The 18023-nt window shown below is 72.8% G+C and carries 20 protein-coding genes; 8 read left to right on the top strand and 12 right to left on the bottom strand.

Annotation, left to right across the window (positions count from 1 at the left end; translation table 11 throughout):
- Positions 1 to 241: 241 nt before the first annotated feature.
- The 5 genes from B0I32_RS23740 to B0I32_RS23720 form a co-directional block, all read right to left on the bottom strand.
- On the bottom strand, positions 242 to 1108 hold the full coding sequence (locus B0I32_RS23740; RefSeq protein ID WP_106243144.1) for a VOC family protein: 867 nt from the start codon (positions 1106 to 1108) through the stop codon (positions 242 to 244).
- Between the two features lie 5 nt (positions 1109 to 1113).
- Positions 1114 to 1929: an alpha/beta fold hydrolase gene (locus tag B0I32_RS23735; protein ID WP_106243141.1), complete on the bottom strand. Its 816-nt coding sequence runs from the start codon at positions 1927 to 1929 to the stop codon at positions 1114 to 1116.
- Positions 1930 to 2020: 91 nt separating this feature from the next.
- Entirely contained in the window at positions 2021 to 2677 is a 657-nt protein-coding gene (locus B0I32_RS23730; RefSeq protein ID WP_106243573.1) for a TetR/AcrR family transcriptional regulator, read from the bottom strand.
- Positions 2678 to 2787: 110 nt separating this feature from the next.
- Positions 2788 to 3216 carry an organic hydroperoxide resistance protein gene (locus tag B0I32_RS23725; protein ID WP_106243139.1) on the bottom strand — a complete coding sequence of 143 codons (429 nt, stop codon included), beginning with the start codon at positions 3214 to 3216 and terminating at the stop codon, positions 2788 to 2790.
- A 99-nt stretch (positions 3217 to 3315) separates the two neighbouring features.
- Positions 3316 to 4065 carry an IclR family transcriptional regulator gene (locus tag B0I32_RS23720; RefSeq protein ID WP_245955990.1) on the bottom strand — a complete coding sequence of 250 codons (750 nt, stop codon included), beginning with the start codon at positions 4063 to 4065 and terminating at the stop codon, positions 3316 to 3318.
- Between the two features lie 103 nt (positions 4066 to 4168).
- On the opposite strand from B0I32_RS23720, the gene B0I32_RS23715 reads away from it, so the two are divergent.
- The 3 genes from B0I32_RS23715 to dmpG are packed head-to-tail and all read left to right on the top strand — an operon-like array spanning position 4169 to position 6965.
- Positions 4169 to 4987: a 2-keto-4-pentenoate hydratase gene (locus B0I32_RS23715; protein ID WP_106243136.1), complete on the top strand. Its 819-nt coding sequence runs from the start codon at positions 4169 to 4171 to the stop codon at positions 4985 to 4987.
- Positions 4984 to 5928 (top strand): acetaldehyde dehydrogenase (acetylating), encoded by a 945-nt coding sequence (locus B0I32_RS23710; protein ID WP_106243133.1) that lies wholly within the window; start codon positions 4984 to 4986, stop codon positions 5926 to 5928. Before B0I32_RS23715 ends, B0I32_RS23710 begins: the two co-directional genes overlap by 4 nt.
- Entirely contained in the window at positions 5925 to 6965 is a 1041-nt protein-coding gene (dmpG, locus tag B0I32_RS23705; RefSeq protein ID WP_219911982.1) for a 4-hydroxy-2-oxovalerate aldolase, read from the top strand. The genes B0I32_RS23710 and dmpG overlap by 4 nt, the downstream gene beginning before the upstream one ends.
- A gap of 77 nt (positions 6966 to 7042) precedes the next feature.
- Here the strand turns inward: dmpG and B0I32_RS23700 are convergent, their stop codons facing one another.
- Complete coding sequence (locus B0I32_RS23700) at positions 7043 to 8080, bottom strand: NAD(P)-dependent alcohol dehydrogenase (RefSeq protein WP_106243131.1); 1038 nt, start codon at positions 8078 to 8080, stop codon at positions 7043 to 7045.
- A gap of 99 nt (positions 8081 to 8179) precedes the next feature.
- Between B0I32_RS23700 and B0I32_RS23695 the strand changes: the two genes are divergently transcribed.
- Positions 8180 to 8767 carry a TetR/AcrR family transcriptional regulator gene (locus tag B0I32_RS23695; protein WP_106243128.1) on the top strand — a complete coding sequence of 196 codons (588 nt, stop codon included), beginning with the start codon at positions 8180 to 8182 and terminating at the stop codon, positions 8765 to 8767.
- Positions 8768 to 8809: 42 nt separating this feature from the next.
- Here B0I32_RS23695 and B0I32_RS23690 read toward each other — a convergent pair whose 3' ends face one another.
- Together B0I32_RS23690 and B0I32_RS23685 are read right to left on the bottom strand one after the other, a co-directional pair.
- Positions 8810 to 9691, bottom strand: coding sequence for a CPBP family intramembrane glutamic endopeptidase (locus B0I32_RS23690; protein WP_245955989.1), 882 nt, complete (start codon positions 9689 to 9691; stop codon positions 8810 to 8812).
- 120 nt (positions 9692 to 9811) lie between these two features.
- Complete coding sequence (locus B0I32_RS23685) at positions 9812 to 10069, bottom strand: hypothetical protein (RefSeq protein WP_106243127.1); 258 nt, start codon at positions 10067 to 10069, stop codon at positions 9812 to 9814.
- Between the two features lie 203 nt (positions 10070 to 10272).
- Here B0I32_RS23685 and B0I32_RS23680 point away from each other — a divergent pair, with 203 nt between their 5' ends.
- Positions 10273 to 10791 carry a MauE/DoxX family redox-associated membrane protein gene (locus B0I32_RS23680; RefSeq protein WP_106243125.1) on the top strand — a complete coding sequence of 173 codons (519 nt, stop codon included), beginning with the start codon at positions 10273 to 10275 and terminating at the stop codon, positions 10789 to 10791.
- Between the two features lie 117 nt (positions 10792 to 10908).
- Here B0I32_RS23680 and B0I32_RS23675 read toward each other — a convergent pair whose 3' ends face one another.
- Positions 10909 to 11835, bottom strand: a complete 927-nt coding sequence (locus B0I32_RS23675) for an alpha/beta fold hydrolase (protein WP_106243122.1) — start codon at positions 11833 to 11835, stop codon at positions 10909 to 10911.
- A 444-nt stretch (positions 11836 to 12279) separates the two neighbouring features.
- On the opposite strand from B0I32_RS23675, the gene B0I32_RS23670 reads away from it, so the two are divergent.
- The 3 genes from B0I32_RS23670 to B0I32_RS23655 are packed head-to-tail and all read left to right on the top strand — an operon-like array spanning position 12280 to position 14692.
- Complete coding sequence (locus tag B0I32_RS23670; RefSeq protein ID WP_106243120.1) at positions 12280 to 13476, top strand: molybdopterin-dependent oxidoreductase; 1197 nt, start codon at positions 12280 to 12282, stop codon at positions 13474 to 13476.
- Entirely contained in the window at positions 13473 to 14036 is a 564-nt protein-coding gene (locus tag B0I32_RS57810; RefSeq protein WP_245955988.1) for a hypothetical protein, read from the top strand. Before B0I32_RS23670 ends, B0I32_RS57810 begins: the two co-directional genes overlap by 4 nt.
- Positions 14033 to 14692: a methyltransferase domain-containing protein gene (locus tag B0I32_RS23655; protein WP_219911981.1), complete on the top strand. Its 660-nt coding sequence runs from the start codon at positions 14033 to 14035 to the stop codon at positions 14690 to 14692. Before B0I32_RS57810 ends, B0I32_RS23655 begins: the two co-directional genes overlap by 4 nt.
- Positions 14693 to 14744: 52 nt before the next feature.
- Here the strand turns inward: B0I32_RS23655 and B0I32_RS23650 are convergent, their stop codons facing one another.
- The 3 genes from B0I32_RS23650 to B0I32_RS23640 all read right to left on the bottom strand — a co-directional run bounded on the left by B0I32_RS23650 (position 14745) and on the right by B0I32_RS23640 (position 17939).
- Positions 14745 to 16223, bottom strand: a complete 1479-nt coding sequence (locus B0I32_RS23650; protein ID WP_219911980.1) for a glycosyltransferase family 87 protein — start codon at positions 16221 to 16223, stop codon at positions 14745 to 14747.
- Between the two features lie 70 nt (positions 16224 to 16293).
- Positions 16294 to 17280, bottom strand: a complete 987-nt coding sequence (locus B0I32_RS23645; protein ID WP_106243115.1) for an NAD-dependent epimerase/dehydratase family protein — start codon at positions 17278 to 17280, stop codon at positions 16294 to 16296.
- On the bottom strand, positions 17277 to 17939 hold the full coding sequence (locus tag B0I32_RS23640; RefSeq protein ID WP_106243113.1) for a TIGR04282 family arsenosugar biosynthesis glycosyltransferase: 663 nt from the start codon (positions 17937 to 17939) through the stop codon (positions 17277 to 17279). The genes B0I32_RS23645 and B0I32_RS23640 overlap by 4 nt, the downstream gene beginning before the upstream one ends.
- Between the last annotated feature and the right edge of the window lie 84 nt (positions 17940 to 18023).

Genomic DNA, 18023 nt, shown 5'->3' with positions numbered 1-18023 from the left:
CTTGACCTGCTCGAGAACGTTCAAGGGAAACCTCGCTTGGTTGCGCGATGGTCGAAAAGCCCCCGAGTAAGCCTGGACCGGCGCCCGTACGGCGCCTCAGGCTGTGTATGTAGCGTTCGCTCTACAACGGTGGGGGTGCGCCGGCTCTGCCGAGGACGTCAGGGGCGTCCGGGTCTACCGGCGGGGATGAGCGTCGGGCCGCGTCGCGGTCAGGATGTCGGACGGCTCGGGGCCGTGCGGGTCACGACTTCGGTGCGGCGAAGGGATTGGCGTCGGCGTGGTGGTGTCCCCAGACGTCCGGGCGGCCGAAGTCGTGCGGGACCCAGTCCTCGCCCACCTCGATGCCCGCGCAGCCGATCTCCAGGTGGAAGCCGCTGGGGTTCTTGACGTAGAAGGAGATCGCCTTGTCGTTCATGTGCCGGCCGAGGCTGATCGAGATCGGCACGTCGTTCGCCTTGGCCCGGTCGTAGGCCCGGCCGACGTCGTCGATGGAGCCGTGCTCGAACTCCAGGTGGTGGATCGACGCCGTCTCGGCGCCGGCCAGGGCGATGCTGTGGTGGGTCCGGTTGCAGCGGAAGAAGAACAGGCCGGGGGCGCGGTAGTCGGTCAGCTTGAACTCCAGCACCGACTCGTACAGCTCGCGCATCTCCTGGAGCCTGGGACCGGCCAGGACGAAATGTCCGAGGCCGGTGGTGCCGGGGCCGCCGGGCGGCCGGGCGGCGGCGGTGCGTACCTTGGCCTCCCCGACCGCGAGTTCCACGCGGTAGCCGACCGGGTCGGTGAACCAGCGCAGCGACGTGGCGCCGCGCAGTTCCCGCTCCTCCGCGGATCCCTCCGCGACGGTGAAGCCGGCGTCCGTGAGCCGCCGGGTGAGCCGGTCGAGCTCGGCCGGCGTGTCGACGATCCAGCCCAGCTCGCGCGGGCTGTCCTCGGTGGAGGGGTAGAGGGCCACGCGGTATTTGAACTCGTCGAGCTCGGCCAGGGCGACCTCGTCGGTGCCGGACTTGGCGAGGGTGACGCCGATCCCCAGCGTACGGCCGAGCAGGTCGGTCCACGCCTCGACGTCGGTGACGTTGAGGCCGACGTAGCCAAGCTTCCTGATACCCACGGGTGTCATTCCTCCGATGCGGCGGCTGCTCCGCCCTGCAGAAACTCGCGGACGATGTGGTTGAACTCAGGCGCACGCTCGTACTGGACCCAGTGCCGGCAGTGCGGCAGCACGCGCAGCTCCGCGTCCGGGATCCCGTCGAGGATCCTGGGCGCCCAGGTCAGCGGGACGGTCTGGTCCTCCCTGCCCCACACGAGCAGCGTGGGGGCGGCAATGAGGCCCAGGTCGGGGGTCAGGTCGCCGAAGTTCGGCGGGATCGGCAGCTCGGGGTGGGCGCGCAGGCTCGACTCGTAGCGCTCGTCGATGAGCTCCTCGGTCGCGAGGCTCTCGTCGTGGACCATGAGACGGACGAACTCCGCCATCGCCTCGCGCGACGGCTTGGCCGCGGCCATGTAGGCGAAGAGGCGGTCCAGGCCGACCGGCCAGGGCGGCGCGTCCGCGGGGAGGACTCCGCCCGGCGCCATGAGGACGAGCCGGTCCACGCGCTCCGGATGGCGCATCGCGATCCGCATCGCCACCGCGCCACCGTAGGAGTTGCCGACCAGGTGGGCCCGCTCGATCCCCAGCGCCGTCATCGCCCGGCACACCCGTTCGGCGGCGTGGAAGATCAGCGGCTCGTCCAGCTCGGGCCGCGGGGTGTCGCCCCAGCCCGGCAGGTCGATCACGATGTTGCGGTAGTCCGCGAAGGCGGGCAGGTTCCCGCCGAAGTTGCTCATACCGGTGGCGCCGGGTCCCGAGCCGTGCAGCCACACGACCGGGGCGCCGGCGCCGGCCTCGGTGTAGGCCAGGCGCAGGTCACCGACATCTAACGTGCTCGTCACTCCGCCTCCAATCTGTCCGCCTGTATGTAGCGTTCACTATACAAATTTCGGCGGTGTTATCAAGAGTGACTTCGCCACCGATTTCCGGAGGTCAGGCCTCGCCGTCGCCGAAGAGCCGCTGCGCGCCGTCGCGGTGCTCCGCGAGGCCGCGGACCAGGGCGACGAAGGGCGTGACCTGCGAGCTGTAGGTCATCTCGTCGAAGCTGTTGGTCACCGAGAGACCGTCGGTCAGGGCGCGGCCGAGAATGGCCAGCCGCTGCACGAGGGCCTCGCCGGCCTCGCCGCCCTCGGGCGCGAAGATGGGCGTGAGCGCGTCGACCCAGGACGCGTGGGCGTAGTCGCGGATGCGGCGCACGGTCCTGCGCACCACCTCGGCGTCCTTCTGCGGCCCGACGCTGATCGCGACGAGCAGCCGGAGGTAGTCGGGCCGCCGGTCGAGCGAACGGCACGCGGCCGAGAACCACGCTTCGAGCCGCTCCAAAGGCGCGAGGTCGTCGAACGAGGACGGGTTGGGGAAAAGGGCGTGCAACTCGTCGAAGGTGCGCTCAAGGAGTGCGGCCAGGACGCCGAGCTTGTTGCCGAAGTGGTAGTAGATCGAGCTGGGCGGCAGCCCGGACTGCGCGCACAGGTCGGAGATGGCCATGCCGTCGTACCCTTTTTCGCCGATGAGGGTGCGCGCCGCGTTCAAGATGACCTCGCGGCTGCTCAGACCGGCAGCGGCCGGCGCGGAGCCGGATTCCCTGACCATGCGGCCATGATAGATCCGCTCGGACGGCGGCACCCAACGGTGATCACCGGGTGCGGGGTGGAGCCGGTGGCCGGGCCGACGGGGTCCGCGTCGGCCCGGCCACCGGGGTTTCATGCGACGGTCGCGTCCAGGGTGACCGGGATGTTGCCGCGCGTCGCGTTGGAGTAGGGGCACATCGCGTGGGCGCCGTCGACGAGCGCGTCCGCCGTCGCCTGGTCCACGCCGGACAGCTCGACGTGCAGCGCGGCGCTGAGCGTGAACCCGCCTTCCGGGGTGGGGAGCACCTGCACCTCGGCGATGACCGCCGAGTCGGTGACGGGGGTCTTCCGCTGCGCGGCCACGGCCTTGAGCGCCGAGTGGAAGCACGCGGCCCAGCCGGCCGCGAACAGCTGCTCCGGGTTGGTCGCGCCGCCGGGGCCGCCCATCTCCTTCGGGATGGCCAGGGTGACGTCGAGCAGGCCGTCGTCGGTCCTGGCGTTGCCTCCCGCCCTGCCGTCCCCGGTGGAGGTGGCGATGCCGGTGTAAAGGGGCTGGCTCATGGTCGCGGTTCCTTCCCTAGAAGACCGAACGTTCTCCCTCCACTCATCATGACGGTCGGCCGCCGTTTGGTCAAGACCGAACGTTCTCTCTTCTCTGATTCAGCCCTGTCGCAGCGTGCGGGACAGGCCGAGGGCGGCCGTGCGCACCGCCGGGGCGAGGTGGGCCGGCCGGAAGTGCTCGCGGGGCACCGCCACCGACAGCGCCGCGACGGGTTCGCCGGCGCCGGCGAACACCGGCGCGGCGATGCAGCTGATCCCGAGCGCCGCCTCCTGCTCCTCGTACGCGAGCCCGGACACCTGGGTCTGTTCGAGCGCCGTCCGCAGACGCAGCGGGTCGGCGATCGAGTACGCGGTCAGCCGCGGCAGCGGCCCGGCCAGGATCGCGTCCGCCAGCTCGGGCCCGGAGAACGCGAGCAGGGCCTTGCCGATCGCGGTGCAGGTCAGCGGCAGCCGGCCACCGATCCTGGACGGCAGGGGAACGGCGTCGTGACCGTGGATACGTTCGAGATACACGACGTCACGATCGTCCCGGATCCCGAAGTGCACGGTCTGGCGGGTGCTCTCGAACAGGTCCTGGAGGAACGGCAGCGCGCTCTCGCGCAGGTCATGCCGTCGGGGGACGAGCGAGCCCAGCTCGAACAGGGTGCCGCCGAGCCGGTAGCGCTCCCCGTCGCGCTCCAGCAGGCCGAGCCGGACGAGGTCGCCGATCAGGCGGAAGGCCGTGGTCTTGGGCAGGCCCGCCCTGGCCGCGAGTTCCGTCAGGCGGAACGAGCCGCCGTCCGGGCGGTAGACGTCCAGGATGGACACGGCCTTGTCCAGCATGTTCACGGGCGAGGTGTTCCGGTGCACGGAACGAACTTTGGCACACCCCGGCTCACCCGCCTATACCTGGGGACGTTCACAGCCACCCCTTCGGAGGTGCGCCGATGCCCTCGACCCGCTCGGAGCCACGATGAGCGCCACCGTCCAGAAGGCCGCGGACCTGCTCGCGACCGCGACCGCCACCGGCACGCCGTGCCCGCCGATCCGCGACCTGTTCACGGCCGGGGACATCGACGCCGCCTACGAGGTCCAGCGGCTCAACAACGAGCGTCTGCTCGCGGCCGGCCACCGCCTGACCGGGCGCAAGATCGGCCTCACTTCGCCGGCCGTGCAGCGCCAGCTGGGCGTGGACCAGCCCGACTTCGGGGCACTGCTCGCCTCCATGGCGCTGGCGGACGGCGGCTCCGTGCCGGCCGGGCGGCTGCTCCAGCCCAGGATCGAGGCGGAGGTGGCGCTGATCCTGGGCGCCGACCTGACCGGTCCCGACTGCACCCCGGCCGACGTGCGCGCGGCGACGGCGGCCGTCCGCCCCGCGCTGGAGATCGTGGACAGCAGGATCGCCGGCTGGGACATCACGATCGTCGACACCGTGGCGGACAACGCCTCCTCGGGGCTGTTCGTCCTCGGCGACGAGCAGGTCTCCATCGAGGAGGTCGAGCCGGCCGACATCGCGATGCGGATGTACCGGGGCGGCGAGCTGGTCTCTGAAGGCACCGGCCGCGACTGCCTGGGCGACCCGCTCAACGCCGCGGCCTGGCTGGCCTCGACGCTGGCCCGCCGCGGCGAACCCCTGCGCGCCGGCGACGTGGTCCTGACCGGAGCGCTCGGCCCGATGGTCCCCGCCGCGCCCGGCGACGTCTTCACCGCGCAGATCTCCGGCCTGGGCTCCGTCACCGTCTCCTTCGCCGAGGTCACCGCCTCCTTCGCCGAGCGGGGTGAGGCGTCATGAGCGGGCTCGCCAAGGTGGCGATCATCGGCTCGGGCAACATCGGCACCGACCTGATGATCAAGGTGCTGCGGCTGTCGGACCGGCTCAGCCTGGCCGCCATGGCCGGCATCGACCCCGAGTCCGACGGGCTGGCCAGGGCCCGCCGCCTCAAGGTCGCCACGACCCACGAGGGCGTCGACGGTCTCGTCCGGCTGGACGAGTTCGCCGAGGTCGAGTACGTCTTCGACGCGACCTCCGCCGGCGCGCACCGCCGCCACGACGAGGTCCTGCGCCCCCTCGGCCGCACCGTCGTCGACCTCACGCCGGCGGCGCTCGGGCCCTACATCGTGCCGCCGGTCAACCTGGACGAACACCTCGACGCTCCGAACGTCAACATGGTCACCTGCGGCGGGCAGGCCACCATCCCGATCGTGGCGGCGGTCGGTGCGGTCACCCCGGTGCACTACGGCGAGATCGTCGCGTCGATCTCCTCCCGTTCTGCGGGGCCCGGCACGCGGGCCAACATCGACGAGTTCACCGAGACCACCGCGTCGGCGATCGAGCGGGTCGGGGGCGCGGCGCGGGGCAAGGCCATCATCGTGCTCAACCCGGCCGAGCCGCCGCTGATCATGCGCGACACCGTGCACTGCCTCGTCTCCGACGCCGACACCGAAGCCGTCACCGCGTCGGTCGAGGCGATGGTCGGGCGGGTGCAGGCGTACGTGCCCGGCTACCGGCTCAAGCAGAAGGTGCAGTTCGAGACCGTCGCCGCCGACGACCCGCTGCACCGGCTGATCCCGGCCGGCGCGCCCGGCGGCGCGATCAAGGTGTCGGTGTTCCTGGAGGTCGAGGGCGCCGCGCACTACCTGCCCGCCTACGCGGGCAACCTCGACATCATGACGTCGGCGGCCCTGCGGACCGCCGAACGGATCGCCGCCCACCGCCAGGAGACCACCCGATGACGAGCCAGCCGACGACCGGCCCATCGATCGCGAGCCTGTACGTCCAGGACGTGACCCTGCGGGACGGCATGCACGCCATCCGGCACCGCTACACCGTCGAGCAGGCGCGCTCGATCGCCGCCGCGCTGGACGCGGCCGGCGTGGCCGCCATCGAGATCGCGCACGGCGACGGATTGTCCGGTTCGAGCATCAACTACGGAATCGGCGCGCACACCGACTGGGAGTGGATCGAGGCGGTCTGCGACGTCACCCGGCGGGCCGTGCCGACCACGCTGCTGCTGCCCGGCATCGGCACCCTGCACGACCTGCGCCAGGCGCACCGACTCGGCATCCGTTCCGTCCGGATCGCCACGCACTGCACCGAGGCCGACATCTCCGCGCAGCACATCGCCGCCGCCCGCGAGCTGGGCATGGACGTGGCCGGTTTCCTGATGATGTCCCACATGGCCGCGCCGGCCGAGCTCGCCGCGCAGGCCAGGCTCATGGAGTCCTACGGCGCGCACTGCGTCTACGTGACCGACTCCGGCGGGCGTCTCACCATGGACGGCGTACGGGACCGGATCCGCGCGTACCGGGACGTGCTGCGGCCGGAGACCCAGCTCGGCATCCACGCCCACCACAACCTGGGCCTGGGCGTCGCCAACAGCGTGATCGCGGTCGAGAACGGCGCGTCCCGCGTGGACGCGTCCCTGGCCGGGCAGGGCGCCGGGGCCGGCAACTGCCCCATCGAGGCGTTCGTCGCGGTGGCCGACCTGCTCGGCCTCGATCACGGCTGCGACCTGTTCCCGCTGATGGACGCCGCCGACGACCTCGTCCGGCCGTTGCAGGACCGCGAGGTGCGGGTCGACCGCGAGACGCTGACCCTCGGCTACGCCGGCGTCTATTCGAGCTTCCTGCGCCACGCCGAGGCCGCCGCCGCGCGCTACGGCCTGGACACCCGCTCGATCCTGGTCGAGGCGGGGCGGCGCGGCATGGTCGGCGGCCAGGAGGACCTGATCGCCGACATCGCCCTCGACCTCGCCGCATCGCCCTCGTGACCGCGCCGTCCTCGTGACCGGGTCGCTCTCGTGACCTGGTCGTTCTCGCGGCTGGGGTCAGAACGATCCGCGCCCGTTCAGCTCAGGTCGGACAGGTCGAGGACGAACCGGTAGCGGACGTCGTTGCGGCCGAGGCGGTCGAGCGCCTCGTTCACCCGCGCGGAGGGCAGCAGCTCGATCTCGGCGGTGATGCCGTGCTCGGCGCAGAACTCCAGCATGGCGGCCGTCGCGGGACGGCCGCCGCTGCCGGCGGAGCTGAGCTTCTTGCGCCCGAGGAGCAGGTCCATGGTGTCCACCGTGACCGGCCCGAGGTGACCGAGGTGGCTGAGCGTGCCGTCCATGGCGACCAGCCGCAGGTACGGGCCGAGGTCGTGCGGGGCGGAGATGGTGTCGATGACCACGTCGAACGTGTCGCGGGCGGCGGCCACCTGGTCCGGGTCGGTGGACACGACGAACCCGTGGGCGCCGAGCCGGCGGGCGTCGTCGGCCTTGCCGGACGAGCGGCTGATGACCGAGGTCGTGGCGCCGAGGGCCACGGCCATCATGACGGCGAGATGCCCGAGGCCGCCCAGCCCGGCCACGGCGACCCGGCTGCCCGGGCCCACGCCCAGGGCGCGCAGGGGCTCCCAGACGGTGACGCCGGCGCAGAGCAGCGGCGCGGCGGCGGCCGGGTCGAGGCCGGCCGGAAGCGGGTAGGCGAAGCCCTCGCGGACGACGTACTCGCGGGAGAAGCCGCCCAGCGTGGTCGATCCGTCCAGCCGGTCGGTGCCGCCGTAGGTCAAGGTCGGGAAGGCGTGGCAGAAGTTCTCCTGGCCCGCCCGGCACATGCCGCATTCGCCGCACGAGTCGACGATGTTGCCGACCGCGACGGGGTCGCCGGGGGCGAAGCGGGTGACGGCCGGCCCGGTCTCGGTGACCACGCCGGTGAACTCGTGGCCCGGCACCAGAGCGCCCGCCGCGCTGTCCTGGTGGCGGATGGCGTGCAGGTCGCTGTGGCAGACGCCGCAGTAGTCGATCCTGACCGCGAGGTCGTCGGGGCGCAGGTCGCGCCGTTTCAGCTCGGTACGCCGCAGCGTCGTCGGCCCGTCCGCCTGCCATCCGGTCGTGGTACGCACAACAGTTCTCCTTGAAACAGACTGTTCGGTTTATTTGATCGTAGGCGCACTCCGCCGGCCAAAGCAAACCAACTGTTCTGTCTGGTAGCGTGAACGACCATGGCGGACCAGCCCCTGACCGCGCGCGGCGCCGCGACGTACCAGCGCATCCTCGACGTGGCCACCCAGGAGTTCGCCCGATACGGCATCGCCGGAGCCCGCATCGAGCGGATCGTGGCGGCGGCGCGGACCAACAAGGCCCAGCTCTACGCCTACTTCGGCAACAAGGAGGGGCTCTTCAACGCGATCTTCTTCGCTTCGCTGGAGCGGATCGTCAACGTCGTCCCCATCGACGCCGCCGACCTCGCCGACTGGGCCGTGCGCCTCTACGACGAATACCTGCGCCGTCCCGATCTCATCCGGCTGGCCACCTGGGCCCGGCTGGAGCGCCGGCCGACCGGCCACCTCGTGGCGGAGCACGACCGCCTCGACGACCACAAACTGCGCGCCATCGCCGAGGCGCAGGCGGCGGGGCGGGTGCGGCAGGGAGATCCGTTCGATCTGATGGCCCTGGTCATCGCGATGTCCATGGCCTGGTCGCCGGTCAGCAACGTCTACGCGGCGTCCGACGAGGAGCCGCCCGCGGTGCACGAGCGGCGCCGCGAGCTGCTCAGGGAGTGCGTCCTGCGCGCCGTCGCGAACGACTGAACGGCCCGCCGGGAGTCCCCGGCGGGCCGTTCAGTCGGTGCTTCACGAAGAGCGGGTGCGGCTCTTGATCTGGCCGGTGCGCTTGGCCCGCCGGAGCAGGACGATCGTGGGAACCAGGCAGACCACCAGGGCGAGCAGGCTGGCCTCGGGCCCGAAGACGCCGCCGGTCAGCGCGGAGGGGCCGGACAGCGTCACGTTCAGGAGGCCCTCGACCGGAGCGTCCGATCCGGAGAGCGAGACCCCGAAGATCCCGGTGTGGGTGAAGTTCCAGGCGAAGTGCAGGCCGATGGGCAGCCACAGCGAGCGGGTGGCGACGTAGGCGGCGGCCAGCATGGCTCCACCGGTCAGGGCGATGGACAGCACGCCCCACAGCGTGGCGTTGGCGTTCACCAGGTGGGTCGCGCCGAAGACCAGCATGGACACGACCAGCGAGATCACGGTGCCGAGGCGCTCCTCCATGATCCGGAACAGAATCCCGCGGAACAGCAGCTCCTCGGCCACGGCGACGCTCGCCATCATGCCCGCGGCGCCGAGGGCGCTGCCGATGGAGCCCCAGGACACGGCCTGCCAGCCGCCGAACACCGCGATCAGCGCCATCAGCCCGGTGAACAGGCCGAGCCCGAGCAGCGTCCCCTGCCGCAGCCGGGGCCGCCGGTCCGCCTTGTCCAGCTCGGGCACGTCCGAGCGGAGCTCGACGGCACGGGAGAGGCGGCGGTAGGCGACGATCGCCGCGACGGCCAGGCCGACGCCCACCGGCAGGGCCAGCAGCGGCACGGGCGAGACGAGCTGGTTGATCCCGGCGATCACCGTCATCACGGCGAACATCGCGACCAGCAGGACGGGGAAGCGGAAGGTGCGCAGCCGGCTCCGGGCCGCGGAGGGGCCGGCCTGCGGAAGGGTCTGCTGGTGCTCCGTGGATGCCACGATCGTGTTCCTCTCGATCAGGTCTCCGCGGCGTTTTCCGCGGTGAGAAAAACACTAGAGATCGGGCTTTGACCTGCCATCCCCCTCTGACGGGCTTCGCCGGGTAGCTCGCGCGGGGGATCACGGGCCCGTCAGTACCCCGCAGGGGGAGCGGCCGGCGTCCACACCAGTCCCGGCGCCGCCCGAGGTGACGTTCGTGGGCTCGGAGAAGGCCGGCAGGGTCACCCCGTGGCGCTCAGCCAGCCGCCCAGCCGCGCGGGACGCCGCCCTTCCCGTCTCCGGCGGCGTCATCACGATCGGGGGCGCCGGACGGAGCAGCGCCGGGATGACTCCGCCTCCCACCACGGCCAGGCAGGTGAGCACGGCGCCGGTCAGCACGGCCAGCCGGGTCGTGCGCCTCGGGGGGTGAGCGCGCGCAGCTTGGCCAGCGCGTCGTGGAGGGCCGGCCGGCGCACGGTCGCCTCGTCGGCGAGGGGTGGGCGGCACCTGCATACGCGCCCGGGGCGGTGCCCGGCTCGGTGGCGGGGCGCGCTACCGGCGCGCCAGTGGCGGGCTAACGGGGCGGGCGAGCATCTGAGGTCATGGTTCACGTGCTGGTGGCGTGTCAGGTCCTGCTCGCCACGGTCTTCGTCGTCTCCGCGTACTCGAAGCTGCGCAGCCGTGCCGCGCTGCGGTCCTTCGCCGCCACGCTGGAGTCGCTGCCCGGCCCGATCCGGTTCCCCGCCGCGCTGGCGACGGCGGTCGTGGAGGTCGTCGCCGCGGCCGGCCTGGTCGTGCTGCCCCGGGCGGGGCTGGCCGCCGGTGGGGTGCTGCTGGTCGCGTTCTCCACGTGGATCGCCGTCTCGCTGCGGGGCGGGCGGCGGGAGCCGTGCCGGTGCTTCGGCGCGTCGGTGACGCCGCTCGGCCCGGTGCATCTGGTCCGGAACGGGCTGCTGCTGCTCGTCGTGGGGCTGGGTGCGGTGGCGGCGGCGTTCACCGGCGGTCCCGTGACCGTGGCCGGTCTCGCGCTGGCGGTGCCGGCCGGGCTGGTCGGCGCCGTCCTCCTGATCGCCTTCGACGACCTCGCCGACCTGTTCCTGCCGGTTTCCGGGGGCGCGTGACGCCGTACCGGATCGCCGACGTCGTCACTAGTGCCTATGAGGAAGGCGGGAACGGCGAAAGCCGCCGCCGGGGAGGACCCGTGCGGCGGCGGCCGGCCGGACGCGGCCGGTGCCCGGTCACCTGTGGCGGGTGGCCTGGGCGGCGACGCGCTGGATGGCCTTGACAGCGACCTCGGGCTGGTCGACGTAGATGTAGTGCTCGCTCTTCGTGGCCGTGGTCAGCCTGCTGCGGGTGGACAGCTTGAGCCAGGCGCGCTGGCCCGCGGACCAGGCCCGCTCCAGCTTCGGCCCGTACGTGGGGATGGCGGCGAGGTACTGCTTGCCGTGCGTGAGCACCTCGACCGGGATCCGGCCGGCCGAACGGACCCTTCCGTCGGGGATGACCAGCTTCTCCGGGTTCTGCCCCGCGAAGATGGCCAGGTTCTGGGCGCGCAGCTCGGCCGCCGGGCCCTCGGCGGAGGCCGGGATGGCCTTCTTGATGTCGGCGGTCATCGTCGCGGGCGTGGCGTCCATCAGCACCAGGCCTTTGACCCGGTCGCGGTGCTCGGGGGCGTACCTGGCGGCGATCAGCCCGCCCAGCGAGTGACCCGCCAGCACGACGGGGCTGTCACCGGCGATCCGGTCGAGCACCCCGGTCAGGATCTTCCCGGTGCTCGTGAAGCTCTGCGGGCCGTCGGGCTGGTCGCTCGCCCCGGCACCGAGCCGGTCGTAGGAGCAGACCCGGTTCCTGCCGCTCAGCGTCTTCTGCAGCGCCGCGAGCTTCTCCACCCCGTCACCGGCACCGTGCAGCAGCACGACGACCGGCTTGCCCCGCCCCTGGCGGCCCGAGCAGGACACGTTCACCTTCTTGCCGCTGACTTTGATCTTCTTGGTGCCGACGAACGGGTCGGCCCTGTGCCCGGTGAAGGGGTCCCAGCTCTCGGCGTCGGTCTTCGCGAAGGGGTCCCACTCCTCCGCCGAGGCGGCCGGGGCGCCGGCGATCCCCACGCCGACGACGACGCAGCACAGTGCGGCCACAGCGGATGCCTTGAACGTGCGGAGCATGACGTTCTCCCAGGTAGCTCATCGGCGCCGGGGCGGATGCGCGCCGACGGTGGCGGGAAGCGGGCCGAACCGCTGCCGTCACGTCCATAACGCTAGGGAACGGGCGCACCACGGGTCGTCCCCGCACGGTGGACATTCGCCCATAGCTCTCATGGGGGACAAAGACCACGCGGCGTACGCCAGAGCGTGGCGGAATGCTTACCCTCGCCCTACTTTGAGCGCGCCGTTTGCGGTAAAGACATCCAGCATTCGACAACGGCTTCGGGGGGATCTGTGCCGGATACGCCATCCGGGCGCGCTCATGATCGGCACGCCTCCGCCGCGAAGGGTCGGGAGGAGGGCGGGCCGCCCGGACCACGCCGCCCGGGTTTCTGGCGCAGGCCGCCCGGTCCGTTCCGGCCCGGCTTCTGGCGCAGCCCGCTGCGCGGTCCGTGGCTCACGTCGGTGCTCGGTCTGGTCCTGCTCGCCGGGCTGACCGTCGTCGCCGTCACCGGCCTGCTGTCGTACGCCGCGTACGACCCCCGCCTGCCCGGCAACGACACGACCCCGGGCAAGGGCCTGCTCGGCTTCTACCTGTTCGACTGGCCGACGAGCCCCGCCTGGGTGTACCGGGTCACCCAGGGCGCCCACGTCATCCTCGGGCTGACACTGGTGCCGGTGCTGCTGGCCAAGCTGTGGTCGGTGATCCCCAAGCTGTTCGACTGGCCGCCGGCGCGCTCGCTCGCCCAGGCCGTCGAGCGCGTCAGCCTGCTGCTCCTGGTCGGCGGGGCCGGATTCCAGTTCGCCACCGGGATACTCAACATCCAGCTCTTCTACGTCTTCCCCTTCTCCTTCTACCCGGCGCACCTGTACGGGGCGTGGATCTTCCTGGCGGCGCTCGCCGTGCACGTGGCGGTACGGCTGCCGATGGCGATCCGCGCGCTGCGGTCTAGGGATCTGCGCCGCGAGCTGCGTACGGGTCTGGCCGGCACCCGTCCCGAGCCGCCCGACCCCAATGGTCTGGTGCCGGTGGACCCGGCGCCGCCCACCATGTCGCGGCGCGGCCTGCTGGCGTTCGTCGGCGGGGGCTCGGTGCTGATGTTCGGCCTGTCGGCCGGGCAGACGTTCGACGGGCCGCTGCGCCGTACGGCGTTGCTGGCGCCGCACGGGCGCGAGTACGGGACGGGGCCCAACGACTTCCAGATCAACAAGACGGCGGCGAGCCTGGGCGTCACCGAGGCGGACACCGGTGACGCGTGGCGGCTGGTGCTCGCCGGTGCCGGCCGGGCCCTGCTGACCCGGGCGGATCTGCTGGCGTTGCCGCTGCGCACGTACGCGCTGCCGATCGCCTGCGTCGAGGGCTGGTCGACCGAGCAGGTCTGGACCGGCGTACGGCTGGCCGACCTGGCCCGGCTGGCCGGGATCCCGCCCGGCGCGGCGGAGGTCACGGCCAGGTCGGTGCAGCGCGTCGGCTACTTCGGCCAGGCCTCGCTCAACGCCGGCCAGGTGTCCGACCCTCGTTCACTGCTGGCGCTGCGGGTCAACGGCGCGGATCTCTCCCTCGACCACGGATATCCCGCGCGGATCATCGTGCCGAACGCGCCAGGCGTGCACAACACCAAGTGGGTGCGGGAGCTGGAGTTCCGCCGGGAGCGCCCGTGAAGGGCGACGCCGACCGGCCGATGGGCCGGTGGACGCGCTGGTGGACGCGTCGGCGGGCGGACCAGGAGGCGGGCCGGGGAGCAGGGCGGGGGGCGGGCCTGTGGGCGAGGCTCTACGGGGCCGGGCCGGGGCATCTGGCAGGGCTGGTGGTCTGTTTCGCGGTCGCCGGTTACGCCGCCACCCGGGTGGTGGAGGCCGGCATCTGGCTGGGGTTCGCCGTGTGGTTCGTCGGCGCCGCCGTCTTCCACGATCTGGTGCTGTGGCCGCTGTACTCGGCGGCCGACGCCGTGCTCCGCGCCCCTTCCCGGCAGCATGAGCGACCGGGCGGACGGCCACCGCTGGTCAACCACGTGCGGGTGCCGGTCGCGCTGTCCTGCCTGCTGCTGCTGGTGTGGTTCCCGCTCGTCCTGCGCGGCGCCGAGCCGAACTACGTGGGAGCGGTCGGGCTGAGCACGTCCCCCTACCTGGCGCGGTGGCTGTGGATCACCGTGGCGCTCTTCGTCGTCTCCGCCCTGCTCTACGCGGTACGACGCCGGGCCGCGGGACGGCCGGGTCGGTGAGCGGCGGCGCGATCGGCGATCCCGTGACGCTGTCGGACTGGCGGTCCTGCAGCGCGGTCTACGAGCACGGCCTGCGCGGCGGGCACGTGGAGGTCGAGTACGCCGACGGCCGCGTCCGCCCGCTGGCCGCCGAGCGCTGGCTGCGCCCGATCGAGGGCGACGAGGACGTCCTGGCCCGGTGCGGCGGCCCCACGCTGGACGTCGGCTCGGGCCCCGGCCGGCTGACCGTGGCGCTCACCCGCAGGGGCGTCCCCGCCCTGGGCATCGACGTCACCCCTCTCGCCGTCGAACTGACCCGCCGGGCGGGCGGCCCGGCCCTGCTGCGCTGCGTCTTCGACCCTCTTCCCGGTACGGGGCGGTGGGCGGAGGCGCTGCTGACGGACGGCAACATCGGCATCGGCGGCGATCCGGTGGCGCTGCTCAGACGCCTGCGGCAACTGGTCAGACCGGGCGGAACGGTCATCGCCGAAGTCCGCCCGCCCGGCTCGAAGAGCACGGTGGACCGGGTACGGCTGCGTCACGACGGCCGTACCGGCGGCTGGTTCGCCTGGGCGACCGTCTCCGCCGACGACATCGGCCCGCTCGCCACCCGCTGCGGCTTCCCCACCGCCGAACGCTGGAACACGGCCAGGCGCTGGTTCGCGGCCCTGTCATGACCCTCCCACCGTTGTCCGCCGGAACCTGGCCAGGCGGTGGTTCGCCACCCCGTCATGATCGTTCCGGCAGCGAGAGGGCTGGGCACGCCCGCCTCGCCCGTACGACGGAGCCCGCGACCACTGCCAGGGCGGCGACCGCGTAGGCGGCCGTGCCGGCGTGCTCGTGGACGCCCAGGTACGCGGCGGCGCCCGCCGGCGGGATGCCGAGCCACTCCCACCGGCCGTCGAAGGCGACGAGCGCGACGACCAGCAGGGCGTACCAGGGATAACCGGGTGTGAACAGCAGGAACGCGACCCCGGTCACCACCAGGGCCCCGCGCCACGGCCGGGCGGCGTCACCCCGGCGCAGCACGAGCACGGCCGCGACCGCGAGCAGGACGAGGGCCGCGGGCAGCGCCGCCGCGCCGGGCAGGACCAGTCGCAGCAGCGCGTACCGGGCGCCGCCGGTGCCGGTGTCGTCGTACCCCTCCTCGTTCAGGTAGCCGAAGAGGTAGCCGAGGACCGACGCGCGGGACGCGAGCACGTACGGGAGATAGGCGAGCGCCACGACGAGGACGGCGGGCCCGACGACGGCCAGTGCGCCGAGCGCCCGCCGCCGTACGGAGGGCCCCCGGGTGGCCAGGAGCCCGGACAGCGCTCCGGGCAGGGCCAGCGCGGGCACAAACTTCACCGCGGTCGCCGCTCCGAGCAGCAGACCGCCCCGGACCTTGTGCCGGCTCAGCAGGGCCATGGCGGCGACGGTGAGCAGGACGCCGAGGATGTCGACGTGAGCGTTGTTCACCGCCTCCAGCGGAACGGCCGGACACCACGCCCAGCACGCCACCCACCACGCGCGCCTGTCCACGGATCTGTCCGCAGCTCTTCGCCTGACGGTCGCCAGCAGGACCAGCGACGTGCCGAACGCCAGCAGCGCCCCACCGACCTGGAACGGCTCGTACCGGCCGTCTTCCGGCGCGAGCCGGTGCACGACCAGGAAGTACAGCTCCGCCAGCGGCGGGTAGATCGTGTGCACGTCGGGCCGGTTGATCAACGTGCACGTGCGGGCGGCCGGGCCCGAGTGAACGGCGTAGCGGTAGGGGAAGTCGCAGTCCGCGCCCTCGGGAAAGAGCCAGCGGTCGCGCAGCGGAAGGAGCGCGGGATCAGCGGGCGCGTAGGTGTAAGGGGAGACGCCCGCCGCCTGGACCCGGCCGTCCCAGACGTACCGGTAGGAATCGGTGCTGGTCGTCGGCGGCGCGAGCAGCCCCGTGGCGGTCACCGCGACGGCTCCGGCGACCACCAGGAACACCGCCTGCCGGGCCGGCACCTTGCGCAGCGTCCACACCGCAGCGCCGAACAGCGCCCAGGACAGCGCGTACCAGCGGATCAGGCTCGCGCGCTCGGCGGGGTGTCCGGCGCTCATCGTCAGCACCAGCGCGCCGACCAGAGCGAGCAGGAGCACGGCCGTGCCGGCGACCCGGCGACGGCCCGCGCCGTCGAGCGTCGTCTTCTCGCCGCGTCGCGTAAGAATCCCTCCATCAAGATCGCTCGGCACTGCGGACGCCAGGCACAACGCTGCGACGGTCAGACACAGATTCGCCGTGGCCAAGCCGTGGCATGGCCGGTCAGGCCAGGGGGGCGGTGGCGAACTCCTTCATGCCCTCGGTGAAGCCGACGCGGGCGTGGAAGCCGAGCTCCGCCGCCGCCCGGTCCGGTGCGGCCGTGATGTGGCGGACGTCGCCGAGCCGGTACTCCCCGGTGACGACCGGCTCAGGGCCGCCGTGCTGCGCCGACAGGGCCGCGGCCAGTTCGCCCACGGTGTGCGGCTGCCCGCTGGCGATGTTGTAGACGGCCGGCGTTCCCGGCACGCCCCCGTCGAGGGCGGCCACGTTCGCGTCGGCGACGTCCCGGACGTGGACGAAGTCGCGCCGCTGGCCCCCGTCCTCGAACACGCGCGGAGCCCGCCCCGCCTCCAGCGCGGACCGGAAGATCGCCGCGACGCCCGAGTACGGGGTGTCCCTCGGCATCCTCGGCCCGTACACGTTGTGGTACCGCAGGGCGACGGCCGTGCCGCCGGTCTCGCGGGCCCAGTTGGCGGCCAGATGCTCCTGCGCCAGCTTGGTGGTGGCGTACGCGTTGCGCGGATCCGTCCGCGCGTCCTCGTCGATGGCGGCCGGGAGCACGCCCGCGCCGCAACGGGGACAGCGCGGCTCGAAGGAGCCTGTGGACAGATCTTCAGCGGTACGGGGACCGGGGCGGACCCGGCCGTGCCGGGCGCAGTCGTAGGCGCCTTCGCCGTAGACCACCATGGAGGAGGCCAGCACGAGCCGCCCCACGCCGTGGCGGGCCATCGCGGCCAGCAGCACCGCCGTGCCGTACACGTTGGCCGAGGCGTAGTCGGGCAGGTCCGCCACGTCGACGCCGAGCCCGACCTTGGCCGCCTGGTGCACGACCGCGTCGGCCTCCGCCAGCGGCCGGGCGAGCGCGGCGGCGTCGCGTACGTCGTCGCCGCACCGCAGGTCGAAGCCGGTCACCTCGTGCCCCCGCGCCTCCAGCGCCTCGACCACGTGACTTCCGATGAACCCCGCCGCCCCGGTCACCAGCACCCTCATCGCGGCACCCCCAGGCCGGCCAGCGCGGCGGCGTAGCGGGACCCGGGGACGAGCGCCGCCACCTCGATCGCGTCCGCCATGGTGTCCACGTCGGTCAGGCACGGCATCGTGGCGACGCTCATCCCGGCCTCCTTCAGTCTGCGGAACTGGCTCGCGCCGGTGGACGGCGACGACATCGGCACGCCGAGCAGCAGCGCCGGATCGGGGGCGCGGAGCCCGAGCAGCCAGAAGCCGCCGTCGGTCGCCGGGCCGAACACCGCGTCGTGGCCGGCGAGCAGCCTCAGGGCGGCGGTCAGCAGAGCCGGGGTGACCTGCGGGGTGTCCATGCCGATGAGCACCATGGGGACCGGCCGCAGCAGGTGGGCGTCCGCGAAGGCCGCGGCCAGCCGTTCGTCCAGACCGCCGCCCCGCTGCGGCAGCACGGTGAAGCCGGAGGGAAGCCAGGGGCCGGGGACGCCGTCGAGGACGAGCACCCGGCCGGCGGCCGGCACCTGTGCGACGGTACGCAGCGTGTCCTCCAGCGCGGCGCCGGCCAGCCCGGCGGCCTCGTCGTGGGTGAGCGGCGGCACGAGCCGCGTCTTCACCCTCCCCGGCACGGGCTCCTTGGCGATCACCAGAATCTGCCCGCTCGGAGCACCGTCCTCACGAGTCGCGTTCACGCGCCACCGCCCATCGCCGCGTGAGCGCCGTCACCGCTCGACCGACCGCCCGTCTCCGCGTGAGCGCCGTCGCCGCTCGACCGG

It is taken from the genome of Nonomuraea fuscirosea, assembly GCF_003001935.1.
Lineage (GTDB): Bacteria > Actinomycetota > Actinomycetes > Streptosporangiales > Streptosporangiaceae > Nonomuraea > Nonomuraea fuscirosea.
This window is presented reverse-complemented; position numbering and strand designations above follow the sequence as displayed.